The organism is Hymenobacter lutimineralis, assembly GCF_008271285.1.
Lineage (GTDB): Bacteria > Bacteroidota > Bacteroidia > Cytophagales > Hymenobacteraceae > Hymenobacter > Hymenobacter lutimineralis.
Genome location: NZ_VTHL01000018.1, coordinates 25,262 through 41,908 on the forward strand (window position 1 = coordinate 25,262; position 16,647 = coordinate 41,908).

The window sequence follows — 16,647 nt, forward strand, 5'->3', positions numbered from 1 at the left end:
CCGGATTACATCTTGTCGGCGTTCTGGGCGTGCCAGGTTTTGAAGGCGGAAATTTCTTTCTGCTGGGTATCGACCATTTTCTGCGCCATCTCCTTGAGCTTGGTGTCTTTGCCGTGGGTCAGCTCGGCCTTGGCCATGTCCATGGCGCTCTGGTGGTGCACGGTCATCAGCATATTGAAGTTCATGTCCGGGTTGGCCACTGGCTTGGGCATGCCCTTCATCATGGTGGCCATCGACGTCTTCATCTGGGCCGTGAAGGGGTCGTTCGGGTCCATCGGTTTGTAGTTGGTCGGGGCCGCATCGAGACGCTCGGCAATGGGCTCCAACTCCCCGATTTCCTTCTGCTGGTCGGTTTTGATTTTCTCGGCCATCAGGCGCATGGTGGCGTCCTTGCCGTCGCGCAGTTCGATGTCGGCCATGGCAATGGCCCCCTTGTGGTGCTCCATCATCATGTGGGCAAAGTCGTGGTCGGTGTTGCCCTTCATCTTCATGGCGTCCATCTTGGCCATCATCTCGTTTATGGAAGCCACCAGCGGCGAGTTGCCAGCCATGGCCCCATCGGCCATGTTGGACTGGTCCATGCCGGCCATGTCACTCGAAGCGTTAGCGTCGGGCGCCCTGGTTTCGGTGGTGGTCGTCGTAGTCTCAGCGGTTTTGTCGTTGTTGCACGAGGCCACCAGCAGGGAGCCCGAGCAAAGGGCGGCGAGGAAAAAAGCGGACTTTTTCATAGGATTGAATTGGTTGAGGGTTGGAAAAAGGAACGGCTCCACGGCAAGGGGCCTAGCTGGCGGCCGGGCCCTTCACGTTGATGGTGAAGTCGCCGGTGTGAATCTTGCCGGCGTGGTTGAACTGCAGGAAGACCCGGTAGAGGCCAGGGGCTTCGAAATTTGTGTTGAAGCCGATGGTGGGCCCTTTGTCGGCCTGGTCGTTGGGGTGCACGTGCAGGTAGCGCTCCGTGTCCTCGCTGATGACCACCACGTGGCCCAGCGCCCCGAGGTAGCTGTCCAGGTCCGTGACGGGCTGGCCGTTCTTGCTGATGGTGATTTTCATGCCCAGCAGCTGACCGGTGGTGAGCGGCTTGTCAAAGGTGAGGGTTGCTTGGTAGCCATCCTGCGCCCACTGCATGTCGTCGTTTTTGAATTTTACCGGGGCGTACTTCGGGCCCTGCACCGTGATGGGCTGGCGGCCCAGCTGGTGGCCGGCCCCGGTGGGCGTGTAGTCCTGAAACAGCACGTAGTCGCCCCCCTTGGGGAAGGTATAGTTGACTTGGTAGTTGCCCTGGGCCGTGTACTCGGGGTGCTCGTGGTAGAACTGGCCCAGGTCCTTGCTGACAATGATGAGGTGGATTTTCTTCTCGTGCACCAGGGCCAGGGGCACAGGGGCGGCCTCGTTGCCCACTTCCTGGGGCGTGAAGGTTAGCTGCGCGGGCTGGCCGGCCGTCAGCTGCATGGGCGTGGGCTCAAACTTCATGGCGTAGGACTTGCCACTCCCGGCCACCTGGTCGTTGTGTTCGAGTTTCATGCCGCACTTGGGGCAGGTCTCCCCTTCCTTGGTGCTGGTCACCTCGGGGTGCATGGGGCAGGCGTAGGTATGGCCGCTGGCGTGGTCGGCCGCGGCGTCGGCCGTGCCCTCGGTCGGGGTGGTAACGGTATTGGTCGCGCTGCTCGACGCGGAATCGGACGAGCAGCTGGCTGCAGTCAGCAGACTGGCCACGGCCAGCACGGAAACGGGTAAGCGAAACATAACAGGGGGTAAGGGTGAGAAATGAGGGGACTGGCATCGGCCATCCCGGCGGTTAGCTCAGGCCTGCCACTGCTGCCAGAGCACAAAGCCCAGGGCAGCGGCCAGCATGGCGTAGAGCAACCCCGTGAGCAGCCGGCGGAGCGGGCCGCGGGGAGGCGGGCCACTGGCCGGTTCGCAGCAATCTTTCATTGCGGAGCAGGGGTAACCCGGAAGATGAGGGGAGGAAATGCCGGCTTAGGCGGCGCGACGGGCAAACGAAAAGGCCCGCCCCGGACACAGCAGGGCTGTGCCGGCGCGAGCCTTAGCGCGTCGGGGCAATCAGACAGTCAGCGACTGGATGAAAATGCGGATGTCGGGTATTTTGGGTTTGAGCTGCCGGCGAGCCACCAGCAGCACGGGCTGCGTGCGGTCCCACTGCTGAAAGCGGACCACCAGGGCCAGCGGGGCCGGGGGCAGGGCCACCGGCATGAACGTCATCTTCTCAATGCCCGCTTTCGGCGGGTGCGTCAGCGAGGCCCACACGGCCGCGGCGTCGTCCTGACAGCAGGCGCCCTTGGGGCCGTGCTGGTGCGAGCCGCCCGAGGCGGGTGCTTTGTGTTCGTCGTGGTGGTGCGCGGCGGCCGCATCGTGGCCGGCCCCGTGAGAGTGGGGTGCCTGATGCTCGTGCGCGGCCGGCCGCGGGTGCTCATGCGCCGGTGTGCCGGCCGGGTGCCGGTGTTCCGCGGCGTACGCCGCAGCCGCGGGCATGGCCAGCGCGCAGAAGACCTGCCCAAAGAACACGTTGAGGAAGACCACCAGCAAGGAGGTCGCCATCGCGCGTCGGGAATGGGTCTGAAGTCGGAACATTGGTACGAAGCAACGGCAAAATTATGGGAAAGGTTTAAATAGTATTCTGCCATTACTACACCCATTGCGCCACCATTGCCAAACGCGTTTACGCCCCTATGGCCCCTGCATTGGTCGTTTTGAGCCTTGAAGGGCTATCCAGCGCCTCCTTTAGGTTTTAGGACAGCTGGTAGACTGACAAGCGGGGCTGGAAATCTTATAAGTGCAGCGACTGAATTGTATACATCCCGGCGCGCCCGCTGGCGGGGCGTGCAAATGTTGTAAGCGCAAAGCGCAATTCTGCACATCTATTCGGTGCCGAAGCCAGTTTACTTCCTGTTTATAGGACGAGCGAAAATGCCGCTCCTCACCAACGCTACTACCCGTGGATACCATACCTCACCACCACCCGGCCCCGACGCCGCCCTCCCTTCCAGCGGCGGCCACCAGCGCAACGGAAACGGCCACCCTCAACATCGAGGGCATGACCTGTGCTTCCTGCTCCAACTTTGTCGAGAAGGCCCTGAGCCGCACGCCCGGCGTGCAACGCGCCACCGTGAACCTGGCCAGCGAGAAAGCCACCATCGAGTACCTACCGGACCAGATTGACCGCGCCGGCCTGAAGGCCGCCGTGGAGCAGGCCGGCTACGGCGTACACGAGCCGGCCGCGCCGGCCTCCCCCAACGTGCTGGCCTCCGACCAGGAACTGGACCAGCGCAAGGCCGCGGCCTACCAGAAGCTCAAGCGCCGCTTCCAGGTGGCCGTGGGGCTGGCCGTGGTGATTATGCCGCTGAGCATGCTCATGCTCTGGCCGCGGATGATGAACCTGATTCCGACGCCGGTGCTCAACTACGTGCTGCTGGCCCTGACGCTGCCGGTGCTGCTCTACAGCGGCCGCGAGTTCTACGTCTCGGCCTGGAACGGCCTGCGGCACCGCACCGCCAGCATGGACACGCTCATTGCCGTGGGCACCGGGGCGGCCTTCCTCTACAGCCTGGCCGCCACGCTCATTCCCCACTGGTTTATGCAGCGCGGCCTCATGCCCGAGGTGTACTACGACACCACCGCCACCATCATTGCGCTGATTCTGCTGGGCAAGGTGCTGGAGAGCCGGGCCAAATCCAAGACCTCGGCCGCCATCAAGGCCCTGATGGGGCTGCAGGCCAAAACGGCCCGCGTCGTGCGGGGCGGCCAGGAAGTGGACGTGCCCATCGAGCAGGTCGTGCCCGGCGACGAAGTGGTGGTGCGCCCCGGCGAGAAAGTGGCCACCGACGGCGTGCTGCTCAGCGGCCACTCGGCCGTCGACGAGAGCATGCTCACCGGCGAGAGCCTGCCGGTGGAAAAGCAGGAAGGCGACAACGTGTTCGGCGCCACCCTCAACAAGACGGGCTCCTTCCGCTTCCGCGTGACGAAAGTAGGCGCCGAAACCATGCTGGCCCAGATTGTGAAGCTGGTGGAGGAAGCCCAGGGCAGCCGCGCCCCCATTCAGCAACTGGCCGACAAGGTCAGTGCCGTTTTTGTGCCGGTGGTGGTCATGGTGGCCATCGTCACCTTCGTGCTCTGGTTTGACTTCGCTCCCGAGGCCACGCGCCTGCCGCTGGCCCTGGTCAACTTCGTGGCCGTGCTCATCATTGCCTGCCCCTGCGCGCTGGGCCTGGCCACGCCCACGGCCATCATGGTGGGCACTGGCAAGGGGGCCGAGCACGGGGTGCTGATTCGCAACGCCGAGGCACTGGAGAAGGCCGAAAAAGTCACCACCGTGCTGCTCGACAAAACCGGCACCATTACCCGCGGCGAGCCCAGCGTGACGGACTTTGTGCCCGTCAACGGCGACGACGCTGTCCGCCTGCTGCCCCTGCTGGCGGCCGTGGAGCGCCAGAGTGAGCACCCGCTGGCCGAGGCCGTGGTGCGCTACGCCGACGCGCAGGGCACCCCGGTGCTGACGGCCACGGCTTTTCAGGCCTTTGAAGGCCGGGGGGCCGGCGCTACGGTAAACGGGCAAGCCCTTCTGCTGGGCAACCGCCGCCTGCTCGACGAGCACCGCGTGCCGGTAACGGCCGCTGCCGAGCAGGCTGCCGCGCAGCTGCTGGGCCAGGCCAAGACGGTGCTTTACGCCGCCTTGGGCGGGCAGGTGGTGGCCCTGTTTGGCGTGGCCGATACCGTGCGCGAGTCCAGCCGGGCCGCCATCCAGGCCCTGCAGGCCGAGGGCATTGAAGTGGTGATGATGACCGGCGATAACCCCCAAACCGCCGCCAAGGTGGCCGAGCAGGTGGGCATCAAGCGCTACTTTGCCGAGGTGCTGCCCGCCGACAAGGCCGGCAAAGTCAAGGAGCTACAGGCCGAAGGCCGCACGGTGGCCATGGTGGGCGACGGCATCAACGACGCGCCGGCGCTGGCCCAGGCCGACATCGGCCTGGCCATGGGCGGCGGCACCGACGTGGCCATGGAAGCGGCGGGCATCACGCTCATGCGCTCGGATTTGCAGGGCGTAGTGACGGCCATGGACCTCTCGCGCCAGACCATGCGCACCATCAGGCAGAACCTGTTTTTCGCCTTCATCTACAACACGCTGGGCATTCCCATTGCCGCCGGGCTGCTTTACCCGTTTACCGGCTGGCTGCTCTCGCCCATGCTGGCCGCCGCGGCCATGGCCCTGAGCTCGGTGTCGGTGCTGACCAACTCGCTGCGCCTGCGCGGCTACCAGCGGGCGGCGTAAGGCGGCTCCCGCCTGGCTTTCCTTTCTTCTTTTGTACTCCCTTTGTATGGATACTACGCAAATAATCGTAACCGTGGTGGGCGTGGGCCTGCTGGGCTTGGTGGGCTGGTTTTTCTTTCTGGCCCCGCACCGGGTGGCCACGGCCGTCTCGTCGTCGGCCGGCATCCAGCAGGTCGACATCGTGGTGAAGGGCGGCTACTCGCCCGACGTCATCGAGGTGGAGCGCGGCAAGCCCGTGCAGCTCAACTTCTACCGCGACGAGGAAAACAGCTGCTCGGAAGAGCTGCTGCTGCCCGACTTCAACATCCGGCGCGACCTGGCCCCGTTTAAAACCACGGCCATTGAGTTTTTGCCCCAGCAAGCCGGTACCTTTGCCTTTACCTGCGGCATGCACATGCTGCGGGGCAGCCTGGTCGTAAAATGAAAACCATGACGCAGTCCGCTTCCTCCAGCTTGCCGGCCCCCGCGGGCGGGGCGGTGCGCCTCTCTATCCGCAACATGGTGTGCCCCCGCTGCCTGCGCGTGGTGCAGCGCGAGCTGGAGAAGGCCGGGCTGGTGGTGGACGGCGTGGCGCTGGGCGCGGCCAACGTGCGGATGGCCGACGGCGGGGCCGTCCGCGAAGACGTGGTGCGCAGCGCCCTGCAGGCCTACGGCTTTGCCCTGGTCGAGGACCCGCGCGACCAGCTGGTGGAGCAGGTGAAGGCCGTCGTGGTGGAGCTGATTCACTACACGCCCACCGAGCTGCAGCCCTTTCACACCTACTCCCACTTCATCAGCGAGCGGGTCGGGCGGGCCTACGCGTACTTGTCGCACCAGTTCTCGGTGCGGGAGGGCCTGACGCTGGAAAAGTACATCATCCGCCAGAAGGTGGAGCGGGCCAAGGAACTGCTCAGCTACCAGGACGCCAAGGTGGCCGAGGTGGCCGCGCGCCTGGGCTACAGCAGCGCGGCCCACCTGACCAATCAGTTCCGCCAGGTCACGGGCATGTCGCCCTCCGCGTTTCAGGCCCTGGGTCCCGGCAGCGCGGGCCGGCTGGGGCTGGAAACCCTCTCCTAACGGCGCCGGGCTGGAAACTTTACAAGGTTTTCGGCCGAATCGTGGGCAAACCGAGGGCCTGGCGGCCTCGTTTAGTCAGGGTGACAGTTGCTGTTGCTTTCTCCTAAACGAAACCCCGCCGTATGCTACGTTCCCTCCGCCTCCCCCTGCTTGCTTGCCTCTTTGCCGTTGGTGCCCTTGCTTCGTGTAGCAAGGACGAAGCCGACGGCCTGAAGGTGCAGGCCCACAACGACAATGCCTTCATGACCATCATGCACGACATGAGCAAAGAAATGGACATGATGACGGCCACGATGGACCCCGACGTGGACTACGCCAAGATGATGGTCATGCACCACACGGGCGCCATCAAGATGGCCCAGAAAGAGCTCAGCGCCGGCGACAACGCGGCGATGAAAGCCATTGCCCAGCGCATGATAACCGCGCAGCAGGCCGAAATCACGCAGTTCAACGCCTTTCTGACCAGCCACCCGGCCCACGCCCCGATGGTGATGGAATTTATGGACCGCGCCATGATGGCCATGGAAACCATGGACAAAAACAACGACCTGCGCGTGCTCACCGGCGACGCCGACCAGGACTTTGCCCAACTCATGATTGACCACCACACCAGCGCCATCGAGATGAGCGAGGACGAACTGGAGCTGGGCCGCGAAGCCACGCCCAAGAGCATGGCCCGGCAGATAATCACGGACCAGCAAATGGAAGTCAAAGAGCTGCAGGATTGGCTGCTGGCCAACAAATCCTATTAACCAGGGGCCCATCTGCCCCGGCAAGGCGGCTCCGGTGGGGCCGCTTTTTTGCTTATCCCTCCTTGTTGTCTGCGGCCGATGGTGCACGCGTTTCTCCACGTGCTGGTGCCCGGTGTCGTGGCCCTGCTGTTTTACCGGCCGCGCTGGCGCCGAACCTGGCTCATCTTAGCGGCGGCGCTGCTGCTGGACGTGGACCACGTCTTGGCCACGCCCATGTTCGACGCCGGCCGGTGCAGCATCAACTACCATCCGCTGCACACTTACTGGGCCATGGGGAATTATGGGTTCATGCTGTTTCCGCCCATTACCCGCGTGTGGGCCGTGGGATTTTTGCTGCACATGGTGCTGGACTACGCCGAATGCTGGCAACTGGGCATCATTTGGCCGCAGTAAGCAGCTCTCCCAGTCTTACGTTCTCTTTCCTTACCCTTATGGAACCCTCCGACACGCTCACCTCCGCCCTGCAGCAGCTGCGCGGCCGCGGCTACACCGAAGACTTTAACCTGCGGCCCGACTGCCTGTACTGCGCGGCCTACGACCTGCGGCTGGCGCCCGAGCAGTTTAAGGTTGACTCGGTTTTCCGCTTTGAGGGCCCCTCCGACCCGGCCGACCAGTCCATCCTCTACGCCATCAGCGCCCCCGGCCTCGACCTGCGGGGCGTACTCGTGAATGCCTATGGCGTGTACGCCGACCCGCTGACCGCCGCGATGGAGGCCCAGCTGCGCCTGCCCCCCCACTAAGCCCCGGCCCCTGGCTTTTTATTCCTAACCCAATTCCCCTTCCCATGATGCACCCCATGTCCGAGCCACTGTTTCCCGAGTACCTGTTATGGATTTGGTTTGCCCTCACCGCCCTGTCCGTGGCCTACGTGGCCTGGGACCTGTTTACCAGCACCCCGGAGATGAAGGTGATGAAGTACGGCTGGGTCTTGGTGACGCTTTACACTGGGCCAATAGGACTGATTATTTATTGGTTTTCGTGCCGAGAGCCTTCTCCGGGCACTCATGAGCAATTTATTGCTCCGCTTTGGAAGCAGACAGTGGGGTCCACCATTCACTGCGCCGCCGGCGACGCTACGGGCATCATTGTGGCGGCCGCCATTACCGGCTACTTTGGGCTAAGCATGGGCGTGGACATTTGGCTGGAATACGCGGCTGGCTTTGCCTTTGGCCTGTTCATTTTTCAGGCCCTGTTTATGAAGGACATGATGAAAATGAGCTACGGGCAGGCCTTGCGCCACTCGTTTCTGCCGGAATGGGTGTCCATGAACGCCATGATGGCCGGCATGATGCCCACTATGGTCATTCTGATGAGCCGGGACATGCGGGCCATGGAAGCCAACTCGCCTTGGTTTTGGGCGGCCATGTCGGCCGCGACGCTGGTGGGCGTGGTGGTGGCCTACCCGGTGAATTATTGGCTTGTTAAAAATAAACTCAAGCACGGCATGGGTACCGAACGTGCATTAGGCAAGGGCGGGGCACCGATAGCGGAAGACCCAGGACATCCTGCGCACTCCACCGCAATGGCTGGAATGGCCGGAATGCACCACGGGGTGCCACCGGAAAAGCGTGAGACGGCGCACCAGGGGCATGACATGGCTGCGATGCCGGGCATGGATATGAGCGACGGCGCCCAGGTTTCGGGGCTGCGCAAGGCCGTCGTGACCCTGCTCACCCTGGCAATGCTGGCGGTGGGCTATTACCTGGCGGCACGGTACGGGGACTTGAACATGCGGCCCGGCGAGCCCATGTCCATGCCCATGCCCATGCCGGCCATGCCTGGGCACTCCATGTAGGGTTGAATACCGTTCGCTCACGCCCTTTTACAGCACTTGTGGCCGTGGTTTCGTGGCGGCTCGCCGGTACAAATTATGTAAGTCGGAAGCGGCTACGGGTAAATCTCATGCGCAAGGGTAACGTACTCACAATGATGTATCTTGAGCCGAGCCGGGAAAGCCGTGCTGGTTGTGCTGACGAAGCTACTGCTACGCCGGACCAAGCCCTCAGACGTCCGCCTTACTGAGCAGCGCCGCCGCTGCCTTTTCAGCGGCAGGCTTCCACCGCTATGCGCCGATTGTCATGGAGCACAACACCTTCATCTTCGCCACGGGAATTGAAAACAGTTACCCGGTTATCCCGCTGCCGGACGGCAGCCGCCTGCGGGTAGATGAAATGCAGCTGACGCAGCATGACCGGCGCTGGGAAGAGGATTTTGAACTGGTGCGGGAGCTGGGCCTGGCATATCTGCGCTTCGGCCCCCCGTACTATGCCACCCACCTGGGCCCCGGGCGCTATGACTGGAGCTGGGCCGATGCCACCTTTACCCGGCTCCGGGAGCTGGGCATTGAGCCTATCGTGGACCTGTGCCATTTTGGGGTGCCGGACTGGCTGGGCAACTTCCAAAATAAAGACTGGCCCACCCACTTTGCCGAGTATGCCCAGGCGTTTGCCCGCCGCTACCCCCACCTGCGGTTTTACACCCCGGTCAACGAGATTATGATTGCCGCCACATTCTCGGCGCAACTGGGCTGGTGGAACGAGTGCCTGACCGGGGATACCCCTTTTGTCACGGCCCTGGGCAACCTGTGCCGGGCCAACCAGCAGGCCATGCACGCCATCCTGCGCGTGCAGCCCCGGGCCATCTTCATTCAAAGCGAGGCCACGGAATACTTTCACGCCGAGGAGCCCTCCGAGCGCTGCCTGGCGCATACGGCCTTTCTCAATGAAAAACGCTTCCTGGCCTTCGACCTTACCTACGGGCATGAGGTCAAGGCCAGCCTGTATACCTACCTGCTGGATAACGGCATGACGCGGCAGGAGTACGAGTGGTTTCGCCAGAACACCGTCAAGCGTCACTGCGTGATGGGCAACGATTACTACTATACCAACGAGCACCTGGTGCACGAGGATGGCAGCACCAGTGAATCAGGCGAAATTTTCGGCTACTACTCCATCACCCACCAGTATTTCAGCCGCTACCGCCTGCCCGTAATGCACACGGAAACCAACCGCGAGGACCCGGAGGCGGTGCTCTGGTTGCGCAAGGAATGGGCCAACGTGCATCGCCTCAAGCAGGATGGCGTGCCCATCGTCGGCTTTACCTGGTACAGTCTGCTGGACCAGGTGGACTGGGATAACTGCCTGCGTGGCAACCACCATCGGGTCAACCGGCTGGGCCTCTACGACCTCGACCGCCGGGTGCGCCCCGTAGGGGAAGCTTATAAATCTCTGGTCAGCAAGTGGAAGCCGGAGCTTACATCGGAATGCTACGGCCTTCACATCTATAATTTCTAGCGAGCCCCGCCTTGGCATCCAGCCGGCGCGGACGGCCGAACGCGGCACAGCTGGCTAACATATTGATAATAATCATGTCCCGATTTGTCAGGTGTCATGAATTAGCTTAGGAAGCCCTCCTTCTTTTGTCCTGCCCGCAAGGGCATCGAGAAGCAACGGCTGCCTGGTGTGGTCAACAGTATTCTGCTCCCAGCTTTCATTGCAATGGCCGTCCTGCTGCACCCTGCGCCTTCCGTCTATCAGCCCCGGCCGGCCGGGCTGCCGGGCCTAAGCAGCCCGGAAGCGGCGCGGCGGCTGGCCGAGGTGGGGCCCAATGCCATCGTGCACGAGGCGGCCCGTAGCCGGTGGGTTATCCTGCGGAGCCAGTTTGCCTCGGCCCTGGTGCTACTCATGCTGCTGGCGGCCGGCGTTTCCTTTTTCCTGGGCGAGGGGCTGGACGGTGCGGCCATCCTGCTGGTCATCCTCGTGAACGCTGCCATCGGCTACTACATGGAAGTACAGGCGCAGGTCTCGATGGCGGCCCTGCAGCAGCTGGCACTGGTGCCGGCGCGCGTGATTCGTGATGGCCTGCTGACGCCCATCAACGCCGAAGCCGTGGTCCCGGGTGACGTGTTGTTCCTCGAAGCCGGCGACCTGGTGCCGGCCGATGCCACCCTGCTGGATGCGGCGCAGCTGCTGGTCAACGAGTCGGCCCTGACCGGGGAGTCGCTGCCGGCGGAAAAGCAGCCGGCTCCCCTCCCCCCGGGGCTGCCCCTGGCCGAGCAAATCAACGCCGTATTCAAGGGCACCAGCATCGTGAAGGGCAATGCCCACGCCCTGGTCACGGCCACCGGCATGCGTACCGAGCTGGGCCGCATTGCCCACCTAGTGCAAACGGCTGAGCAGGCGGCAACCCCCCTGGAGGAAAAGCTGGCCGTGTTTACCCGCACCCTGATTAAAGTCGCGGTCGGGCTGGTGGTAGTGGTGTTCGCGGCTGGTCTGCTCAACGGCCAACCTTGGCTGGAGATGCTGGAAACCAGCATTGCGCTGGCGGTGGCGGCCGTCCCGGAGGGGCTGCCCATTGTGGCTACCCTGGCCCTGGCGCAGGGCATGCTGCGCATGGCCCGGCACCGGGTGGTCGTGAAGAAGCTGGCGGCCGTGGAAACGCTGGGCGGCACCAGCATCATCTGCACCGACAAAACCGGAACTTTAACCGAAAACCGCATCACGGTCACGGGCTTGATTACCCCGGTGCGGGAAGTGACCGCGGCCTCGCTGCCCGCACTGGCGGAGTCACCCACTCCTGACCTGACGGTAGCGCTGCGGGCCACCGTGCTCTGCAACACGGCCACCGTCGATTTTGCCTCCACCGAGCTGAGCGAAACGGGCGACCCCCTGGAAACGGGCCTGCTGCGGTTTGCCCACGCGGGCGGCGCCGACGTTGCCGCGCTGCGGGCCACTTTCCCCAAGCTGGCGGAGGAGCCCTTCTCCTCGGAAACCAAGCTCATGGCAACCCTGCACGCGGGGGCTGAGGCCACGCCCTCCACCGTGTACGCCAAAGGCGCGGCCGAGGAGCTGCTGCCCCGCTGCACGGCCCTGCTCCAGGCTACGGGGCGGGCGGTGCTGGACGAGACCACGCGTGGGCAGTGGCTGCAGCGCGCCGACGCGCTGGCGGCCACTGGCCTGCGGGTGCTGGGCGTAGCCTATAAGGAAACTACCGGGCCCGACCCGGAGCTGCTCCGTGAGCTGGTGTTCGTGGGCCTGTTCACCATGCTCGACCCACCCCGGCCGGATGTGGCCCCCGCCGTCGCGGAAGCCCAATCCGCCGGCATCCGGGTGGTGATGATTACCGGCGACCACCCGGCGGCGGCCCGCAACATTGCCCAGCGCCTGGGTATTCTGTCGGGGGATGCGGGCCCCGGGAGCGTGCTCGTCGGCCGGGATATGGCCGCCTACGAGCAGCTGGATGCTGCGGCCCGCCAGCGCTGGGCCGCCACGCGGGTCTTTGCGCGGGTCAGCCCCCAGCAAAAGCTGGATTTGATTCGCGTGCTGCAGGACGCGGGCGAGGTGGTGGGCATGACCGGCGACGGGGTCAACGACGCGCCCGCCCTCAAACAGGCCGACATTGGCATTGCCATGGGGCTGCGCGGCACCCAGGTGGCGCAGGAAGTGGCCGACATGGTGCTGCAGGATGACGCCTTTCCCTCCATCGTGCTGGCCATCCGCCAGGGACGGACCATCTTTGAGAACATCCGCAAATTCGTGATGTACCTGCTCTCCTGCAACCTGAGCGAGCTGCTGGTCATCGGCGCGGCTTCGGTGATGAACCTGCACTTTCAGCTGGTGCCGCTGCAGATTCTGTTTATCAACCTGGTCACCGACGTGCTGCCGGCCCTGGCCCTGGGCGTGACGCCGGGCTCGGTCACCATCATGCAGCAGCGGCCCCGCCCGTCGGCCGAGGCGCTGCTCACCCGCTCGCACTGGCAGCGCCTGCTGGTCTACGCCGGCATCATTGGGCTGACCAGCCTGGGGGCGGTGCTCATCAGTCATTTTGCCCTCCACCGGGGGGAGCAGTGGAATCCGGCGCTGTGCAACAATATCTTGTTTTTAGCGCTGGTGCTGGGGCAGCTCACGCACGTCTTCAACCTGGGTACGCCGGGGCTCTCGCCGGCCCGCAACGAAGTAGTGCGCAACCCCTACGCCTGGTACGCCATCGGTCTGTGCCTGTTGCTGGTGCTCGGGGTGTACTCCTTTCCGCTGACCCGCCAGGCGCTGGACCTCTACCCGCTCAGCGGCTGGGACGGGCTCCTGGCGGGCAGTGCCGGCTTGCTGGTGCTGGTGTTCGGGCAGCTGTATCACTACTGGTTCTTTCCGGCCGTCGTGGAGCCTTCCGGCCCGCCGGCCCAGCCCCCGGCGCCACCCTGGCCCGCAGCCAGCCCCTGACGGATGGCGGCCCGCCAGCTCCCGCTGCAATCCTGACTTTTTAGCCGTTTCAAACCCCTTAACCATGTTAGAGCGCCTCATTTCGTGGTCGGTCCATAACCGTTTCTGGGTGAGCCTGCTCATGGGCCTGATTGTGGCCGGGGGTATCTATTCCATCTACACCACGCCGGTGGACGCCATCCCGGATTTGTCCCAAAACCAGGTCATCATTTACACGGAGTGGATGGGGCGCAACCCGCAAATCATGGAGGACCAGGTCACGTATCCGCTGGTATCCAACCTGCAGGGGGTGCCCCGGCTCAAGTCGATTCGGGCGGCTTCCATGTTCGGAATGAGCTTCGTGTTCGTCATCTTCCAGGACGACGTGGACATCTACTGGGCCCGCTCGCGGGTGCTGGAGCGGCTCAACTACGCGCAGAAATTTCTGCCGCCCGGCATCACGCCCTCGCTGGGCCCCGATGGGACGGGCGTGGGCCACGTGTTCTGGTACACGCTGCAAGCGCCGGACTACGACCTGGGGGAGCTGCGCGCCCTGCAGGACTGGTACGTCAAGTTTGCCCTGCAGAACGTGGAGGGTGTGAGTGAAGTGGCCTCCTTCGGCGGTTTTCAGAAGCAGTACCAGGTGAGTGTCAACCCCGACAAGCTGCTCTACTACGGCGTGCCCCTGACCAAGGTCATCAGCGCCATCAACCGCAACAACCGCGACGTGGGCGGCAGCCTGTTCGAGCAGAACCGCGCGGGCTACCTGGTCAAGGGGCTGGGCTACATCAAAAGCATAGAGGACATCCAAAACATCCCGCTGGGCCAGTACAAGTCCGTGCCCGTGCGCATCCGCGACGTGGCCACGGTGCAGATGAGCGCCGACCTGCGCCTGGGCATCACGGAGGAAAACGGGGAGGGCGAAGTGGTGGGCGGCATCGTGGTGATGCGCTACGGGGAGAACGCCCAGCAGGTCATCGCGCGCGTGAAAACCCGCCTCGCGGACGTGCAGAAGGGCCTGCCGCCCGGGGTCAGGTTTAAAGTGGCCTACGACCGCAGCGACTTAATTGCCGCCGCCATTGATACGGTCAAGGAAGCCATCACCGAGGAGGTCATCGTGGTCTGCATCGTGGTGCTGGTGTTTCTGTTCCACTTTGGCTCGGGGCTGGTGGCCATCGTCAACATTCCGCTCTCGATTCTCATCGGGTTTATCCTGATGAAGCTGTTCGGGGTGGATTCCAACCTGATGTCGCTGGGGGGCGTGGCCCTGGCCGTGGGCGATTTGGTGGACTCGGGCATCGTCATGGCAGAAAATGCCTACCGCCAGCTCACCGAGCGAGTGGTAGGCCTGGACGAGCAAAAAGGCGAGTACTGATGGACCGGCCCCGCATCGGACATACCCGGGAGCTGCCCGAAGCCGAGCGCCTCCAGCTGGTGGAGCAGTCGGCGCGCACCATCGGCCGGGCGGTGGTCTCCTCCATCCTCATCACGCTGGTCTCGTTTGCCCCCATCCTGCTGCTGACCGGGCAGGAAAAGAAGCTGTTCACCCCGCTGGTGCTCACCAAGACCTTCTGCATGATGGGCTCGGCCTTCGTGGCGGTGTTTATTCTGCCCATGACCATGGGCGTGCTGCTCAAAGGCAAGCTCATTCCCAACAGCCGCAACCCCGTCTCGCGCTTTTTCATCGGCGTGTTTGCCCCGGTTGTACGCCTGTGTTTGCGCTGGAAAAAGACCGTACTGCTGCTGGTCCTGGCCCTGGTGCTGGTCAGCATCCCGGTGGTGCTGCGCACGGGCACCGAGTTCATGCCTCCCCTCGACGAGGGCTCCCTGCTGATGATGCCCACCACGCTGCCCGACGTGTCCTACACCGAGGCCAAGCGCATCCTGCAGGTGCAGGACAAGCTGCTGAAAAGCTTTCCGGAGGTAGCCAACGTGCTGGGCAAGGCCGGCCGCGCAGGCACGGCCACCGACAATGCTCCGCTGAGCATGATTGAGACAGTCATTCTGCTCAAGCCACGCGCGCAGTGGCGCGAGGGCATGACGAAGGAGCGCCTGATTGCCGAAATGAACGAGCGGGTGCGCATCCCGGGGGTATCGGTCGCGTGGACCCAGCCCATCATCAACCGCATCAACATGCTGAGCACCGGCATTCGCACCGATGTAGGCGTGAAGATTTACGGGCGTGACCTGGACAGTATTTACGTGCTGGCCCAGCAGGTGCGGCAGGTTATCACCGGCATCCCGGGCCTCGTGGATTTGTACGTGGAGCCGCTGACGGGCGGCAAGTACCTGGAAATCGACGTGCGCCGCGGCGAGCTGGCCCGCTACGGGCTGGACGTGGACGACGTGGGCACCATCATCGAGACGGCGCTGGGCGGGGCCCGCATCGGCACCACGGTGGAGAAACGGGAGCGGTTTACCATCAGCGTGCGCCTGGCCCAGGATTTTCGCAATAACCTGACCGCGCTGGCCCGGGTGCCGGTGCAGACGGCCCAATACGGGCCGGTGCCGCTCTCGGCCGTGGCCACCCTGCGCCTGACCGAGGGGCCGGCCATGATTAACTCCGAAAATGCCCTGCTGCGGGGCACGGTGCTCTTCAACGTGCGCGGCCGTGACATGGGTGGCGTCGTAGGCGAGGCCAAGGAGCGGGTCGCCAAGCACTTTCCGCGCCTGCCCCAGGGCTACTACATCGAGTGGAGCGGGCAGTACGAAAACCAGGTCAGCGCCCAGAAGCGCCTGCAGCTCATCATCCCCGGGGTGCTGCTGGTCATCTGCTTTATTCTCTACTTCACCTTCAAGTCCCTGCGGGAAGTGCTGATTGTCCTTTCCGGCATGCCCCTGGCCCTGCTTGGGGGCATCTACTCGCTGCACCTCTACGGCGTTAATTTCTCCGTCTCGGTGGCCGTGGGCTTTATCGCCCTGTTCGGGGTGGCCATGGAAACGGGGGTACTGCTGCTCGTGTACCTGAACCAGGCGCTGGAAAACCTGGTCCGTTCCCGCCAGCCGCAGCTCCCCCCGGCCGGCACCACAGCGGACGAGGTCGGGGTAGCGGCGCCCGCCCCGGCGCCGATTACCCAGCAGGACATCGAGAATGCGGTGTTTGCCGGGGCCGTGCTGCGCATCCGACCGGTGCTGATGACGGTGGTGGTGGACATGCTGGGCTTGTTTCCCGTGCTGGCCGCCACCGGGGTGGGCAGCGATTTAATGCGGCCGCTGGCGCTGCCCTACGTCTTTGGGTTGGTGACCTCGACGCTGTACGCGCTGATTGTGGTGCCGACGCTTTTTGCCCTGGTCAAAGAGTGGGAATGGCGCCGCACGGGCCAGCTCACTTACCTCTCGCTTCAGGATTAATGCCATGTGC

General features: G+C 63.9%; 15 protein-coding genes. 11 read left to right on the forward strand and 4 right to left on the reverse strand.

Annotation, left to right across the window (positions count from 1 at the left end; genetic code table 11):
* Positions 1 to 5 precede the first annotated feature (5 nt).
* From FY528_RS15550 to FY528_RS15560, 4 genes are all read right to left on the reverse strand, one after another.
* Positions 6 to 728, reverse strand: a complete 723-nt coding sequence (locus FY528_RS15550) for a DUF305 domain-containing protein (protein ID WP_149071954.1) — start codon at positions 726 to 728, stop codon at positions 6 to 8.
* A gap of 52 nt (positions 729 to 780) precedes the next feature.
* Positions 781 to 1,743 carry a DUF8832 domain-containing protein gene (locus tag FY528_RS15555; protein ID WP_149071955.1) on the reverse strand — a complete coding sequence of 321 codons (963 nt, stop codon included), beginning with the start codon at positions 1,741 to 1,743 and terminating at the stop codon, positions 781 to 783.
* A gap of 57 nt (positions 1,744 to 1,800) precedes the next feature.
* Entirely contained in the window at positions 1,801 to 1,932 is a 132-nt protein-coding gene (locus tag FY528_RS21620) for a hypothetical protein (protein WP_262384021.1), read from the reverse strand.
* Between the two features lie 129 nt (positions 1,933 to 2,061).
* Positions 2,062 to 2,556 (reverse strand): hypothetical protein, encoded by a 495-nt coding sequence (locus FY528_RS15560; RefSeq protein WP_149071956.1) that lies wholly within the window; start codon positions 2,554 to 2,556, stop codon positions 2,062 to 2,064.
* A 397-nt stretch (positions 2,557 to 2,953) separates the two neighbouring features.
* Here FY528_RS15560 and FY528_RS15565 point away from each other — a divergent pair, with 397 nt between their 5' ends.
* The 11 genes from FY528_RS15565 to FY528_RS15615 all read left to right on the forward strand — a co-directional run bounded on the left by FY528_RS15565 (position 2,954) and on the right by FY528_RS15615 (position 16,637).
* On the forward strand, positions 2,954 to 5,284 hold the full coding sequence (locus FY528_RS15565) for a heavy metal translocating P-type ATPase (RefSeq protein ID WP_308418677.1): 2,331 nt from the start codon (positions 2,954 to 2,956) through the stop codon (positions 5,282 to 5,284).
* Between the two features lie 46 nt (positions 5,285 to 5,330).
* Positions 5,331 to 5,708, forward strand: coding sequence for a cupredoxin domain-containing protein (locus FY528_RS15570; protein ID WP_129919150.1), 378 nt, complete (start codon positions 5,331 to 5,333; stop codon positions 5,706 to 5,708).
* Positions 5,705 to 6,340 carry a helix-turn-helix domain-containing protein gene (locus FY528_RS15575; RefSeq protein WP_129919149.1) on the forward strand — a complete coding sequence of 212 codons (636 nt, stop codon included), beginning with the start codon at positions 5,705 to 5,707 and terminating at the stop codon, positions 6,338 to 6,340. Before FY528_RS15570 ends, FY528_RS15575 begins: the two co-directional genes overlap by 4 nt.
* A gap of 122 nt (positions 6,341 to 6,462) precedes the next feature.
* Positions 6,463 to 7,092 (forward strand): DUF305 domain-containing protein, encoded by a 630-nt coding sequence (locus tag FY528_RS15580; RefSeq protein WP_149071957.1) that lies wholly within the window; start codon positions 6,463 to 6,465, stop codon positions 7,090 to 7,092.
* 78 nt (positions 7,093 to 7,170) lie between these two features.
* Positions 7,171 to 7,485: a DUF6122 family protein gene (locus FY528_RS15585; RefSeq protein WP_149071958.1), complete on the forward strand. Its 315-nt coding sequence runs from the start codon at positions 7,171 to 7,173 to the stop codon at positions 7,483 to 7,485.
* Positions 7,486 to 7,523: 38 nt separating this feature from the next.
* A complete protein-coding gene (locus FY528_RS15590; RefSeq protein WP_149071959.1) occupies positions 7,524 to 7,832 on the forward strand; it encodes a phosphoribosylpyrophosphate synthetase in 309 nt (102 codons plus the stop codon).
* A gap of 44 nt (positions 7,833 to 7,876) precedes the next feature.
* Positions 7,877 to 8,887: a DUF4396 domain-containing protein gene (locus FY528_RS15595; protein WP_149071960.1), complete on the forward strand. Its 1,011-nt coding sequence runs from the start codon at positions 7,877 to 7,879 to the stop codon at positions 8,885 to 8,887.
* Between the two features lie 283 nt (positions 8,888 to 9,170).
* A complete protein-coding gene (locus FY528_RS15600) occupies positions 9,171 to 10,385 on the forward strand; it encodes a family 1 glycosylhydrolase (RefSeq protein ID WP_149071961.1) in 1,215 nt (404 codons plus the stop codon).
* A 204-nt stretch (positions 10,386 to 10,589) separates the two neighbouring features.
* Positions 10,590 to 13,307: a cation-translocating P-type ATPase gene (locus FY528_RS15605; protein WP_149071962.1), complete on the forward strand. Its 2,718-nt coding sequence runs from the start codon at positions 10,590 to 10,592 to the stop codon at positions 13,305 to 13,307.
* A 64-nt stretch (positions 13,308 to 13,371) separates the two neighbouring features.
* Positions 13,372 to 14,661, forward strand: a complete 1,290-nt coding sequence (locus FY528_RS15610) for an efflux RND transporter permease subunit (RefSeq protein WP_149071963.1) — start codon at positions 13,372 to 13,374, stop codon at positions 14,659 to 14,661.
* A complete protein-coding gene (locus FY528_RS15615; protein WP_149071964.1) occupies positions 14,661 to 16,637 on the forward strand; it encodes an efflux RND transporter permease subunit in 1,977 nt (658 codons plus the stop codon). Before FY528_RS15610 ends, FY528_RS15615 begins: the two co-directional genes overlap by 1 nt.
* Positions 16,638 to 16,647 lie beyond the last annotated feature (10 nt).

Coding starts and splice junctions, on each gene's coding strand:
- FY528_RS15560 (WP_149071956.1), bottom strand. CDS start 2,556: ATGGCGACCTCCTTGCTGGTGGTCTTCCTCAACGTGTTCTTTGGGCAG.
- FY528_RS15600 (WP_149071961.1), top strand. CDS start 9,171: ATGGAGCACAACACCTTCATCTTCGCCACGGGAATTGAAAACAGTTAC.
- FY528_RS15615 (WP_149071964.1), top strand. CDS start 14,661: ATGGACCGGCCCCGCATCGGACATACCCGGGAGCTGCCCGAAGCCGAG.
- FY528_RS15570 (WP_129919150.1), top strand. CDS start 5,331: ATGGATACTACGCAAATAATCGTAACCGTGGTGGGCGTGGGCCTGCTG.
- FY528_RS15605 (WP_149071962.1), top strand. CDS start 10,590: ATGGCCGTCCTGCTGCACCCTGCGCCTTCCGTCTATCAGCCCCGGCCG.
- FY528_RS15550 (WP_149071954.1), bottom strand. CDS start 728: ATGAAAAAGTCCGCTTTTTTCCTCGCCGCCCTTTGCTCGGGCTCCCTG.
- FY528_RS15585 (WP_149071958.1), top strand. CDS start 7,171: ATGGTGCACGCGTTTCTCCACGTGCTGGTGCCCGGTGTCGTGGCCCTG.
- FY528_RS21620 (WP_262384021.1), bottom strand. CDS start 1,932: ATGAAAGATTGCTGCGAACCGGCCAGTGGCCCGCCTCCCCGCGGCCCG.
- FY528_RS15610 (WP_149071963.1), top strand. CDS start 13,372: ATGTTAGAGCGCCTCATTTCGTGGTCGGTCCATAACCGTTTCTGGGTG.
- FY528_RS15590 (WP_149071959.1), top strand. CDS start 7,524: ATGGAACCCTCCGACACGCTCACCTCCGCCCTGCAGCAGCTGCGCGGC.
- FY528_RS15575 (WP_129919149.1), top strand. CDS start 5,705: ATGAAAACCATGACGCAGTCCGCTTCCTCCAGCTTGCCGGCCCCCGCG.
- FY528_RS15555 (WP_149071955.1), bottom strand. CDS start 1,743: ATGTTTCGCTTACCCGTTTCCGTGCTGGCCGTGGCCAGTCTGCTGACT.
- FY528_RS15580 (WP_149071957.1), top strand. CDS start 6,463: ATGCTACGTTCCCTCCGCCTCCCCCTGCTTGCTTGCCTCTTTGCCGTT.
- FY528_RS15595 (WP_149071960.1), top strand. CDS start 7,877: ATGATGCACCCCATGTCCGAGCCACTGTTTCCCGAGTACCTGTTATGG.